Here is a 1,929-nt window from a genome sequence, read left to right on the forward strand (position 1 = left end):
CGGCATAGCCGTCGACCTGCAGGATCCCCTTGAAGCCTGCGAGATGGGCGATCGGCCGCTCGGCTTTGCGGTCAGGTGCATAAACGTAGACGACGCCTGGCGGATCGGCGCCGCCCCATGGCCGATCTCGGCGGTATAGGCCCAGAGTTGGCCGGTCTTGGTGAGCCCGCGGCCGGGATCAAGCACCGGCAGGGTCGTTTCATCGGCAAATAGCTTTGGCCGGTGCCTGAGCTTGCCAAGGAGGCGCTCATGCAGCGGGCGCAGGTGCCAGGCCGCATGACCGACCCAGTTCGCCAGCGTCGAACGATCCAGATCGATGCCCTGGCGGGCGTAGATCTGGGCCTGCCGATACAGCGGCAGGTGGTCGGCATATTTGGACACCAGAACCTGGGCGACGGTGGCCTCGGTCGGCAGTCCGCCCTCGATCAGCCGGGCCGGAGCCGCCGCCTGCATGATGCCGTCCTCACAGGATCGGCACGCGTATTTGGGCCGCCGGGTGACCAGCACCCGGAACTGCGCCGGCACCATGTCCAGCCGCTCGCTTCTGTCCTCGCCGATCCGGTGCAACTCGCCCTTGCAGCAGGGACAGGTGTTGTCATCGATGTCGACGACGATCTCGACCCGCGGCAGGTGCACTGGCCAGGCGCCACGGTTGCTGCGACGCTTGCGAGCCCGCCCCGCGCGGCCATCGGGGATGCTCTCGTCCTGCTCTGCTTCGCCGGCCGCGGCGACCTGCTCAACGTCTTCCAGGCCCAGCAGCATCTGGTCCTCGGGCAAAGTCTCCGCCTTCCGGCCAAAGCGATGGCGCTGCATTTCCTTGATGATCCGGCGCAGCCGCTCGCTCTCGCACCGCTCGGCGAGCAGCATCGCTTTCAGCGTCTCGGGATCGTCAGGCAGGGCGTCGCTCACGCGCAAATCAGAGCATATTCGCACTCACTTTGCGACGAGCCCGGCGACCCTGATTCACTTCGCCGCAGCGCTGCCAACAACTATTCGGGCAGCGTCGGTGTCGTCGTCTCCCGGGCCTCATGCACGCGCCGCCAGTCCAGCCCTTCGAGCACCGCCGACAATTGCGCGGCCGACAAGCGCATCACGCCATCTTCAATCTTCGGCCACCGGAAGATACCATCCTCAAGCCGCTTGGCGAACAGGCATAGACCCGTCCCATCCCAGAAGATCAGCTGATCCGGTCCGCCCGTTTGGCGCGGAACACATACATCGCGCCCGAGAATGGATCGGCCATCATCGCCTCGCGCACCAGCGTGGCCAATCCTTCGGCGCCTTTGCGGAAGTCGACCGGCTTGGTCGCCACCATCACCCGAACCGTCCCGGACGGACCGATCACCTGCTTGCCTTCAGAGCCTGGACGATCGCCGCGATCGTGGTCACGTCTGCGCCGCGGCCCACCCGGATCGTCACGCCGTCGACCTCAACCTCAATCATTCCAAGGTCAGGCTCGGACTTGCATCGTGGCGGTTCACGCTGCCGGCGAAGAACCGGTGCTGGCGCGACCGCATCCACCACCGCCGGCACAAACTGCAATTCCTCCGCTTCAGAATGCCTGACCGCTGCTTCTCTCAGTTGGCGGCGCCAGCCAAACAACTGCTGCGGCGACAACCCATGGCGTCGAGCCACGGCACAAACCGAGTCGCCGCTCATCACGATCTCCGCGACAATCCGCGCCTTGTCTTCGTTGTCCCACTTCCGCCGACGACCGGCTCCGGTGAAGACTTCCAGCCGCCGGGCCGGCTCCGTGATAGCACTACGCCCTGTGTCCATTCTAAGCCTACCGGTCATAACGACCGCAGACTCGCAGATCAGCACATCATCTGGAAGGTGGCCGCAGAACATCGCTTACAAAATAGCAAGGTAGGACCGGACTGATGCTTCAGCTCCGGACTGCAGGTGGCGCGCTGAAGGTGCTGGCCT

At 65.0% G+C, this 1,929-nt stretch carries 1 protein-coding gene and 2 pseudogenes; all 3 read right to left on the reverse strand.

Going from position 1 to position 1,929, the window contains the following annotated elements:
- Positions 1–867, reverse strand: a pseudogene (gene tnpC, locus WA702_RS10865) (IS66 family transposase); the annotation flags it as partial.
- Positions 868–989: 122 nt separating this feature from the next.
- Positions 990–1,345, reverse strand: a pseudogene (gene tnpB / locus WA702_RS10870) (IS66 family insertion sequence element accessory protein TnpB).
- Positions 1,342–1,779, reverse strand: a complete 438-nt coding sequence (gene tnpA, locus WA702_RS10875) for an IS66-like element accessory protein TnpA (protein WP_425110519.1) — start codon at positions 1,777–1,779, stop codon at positions 1,342–1,344. Before tnpA ends, tnpB begins: the two are co-directional and overlap by 4 nt.
- Positions 1,780–1,929 lie beyond the last annotated feature (150 nt).

Origin of the sequence: Bradyrhizobium sp., from assembly GCF_049798375.1 — a bacterium.
Taxonomy (GTDB): domain Bacteria; phylum Pseudomonadota; class Alphaproteobacteria; order Rhizobiales; family Xanthobacteraceae; genus Bradyrhizobium.

Coding starts and splice junctions, on each gene's coding strand:
- tnpA (WP_425110519.1), bottom strand. CDS start 1,779: ATGGACACAGGGCGTAGTGCTATCACGGAGCCGGCCCGGCGGCTGGAA.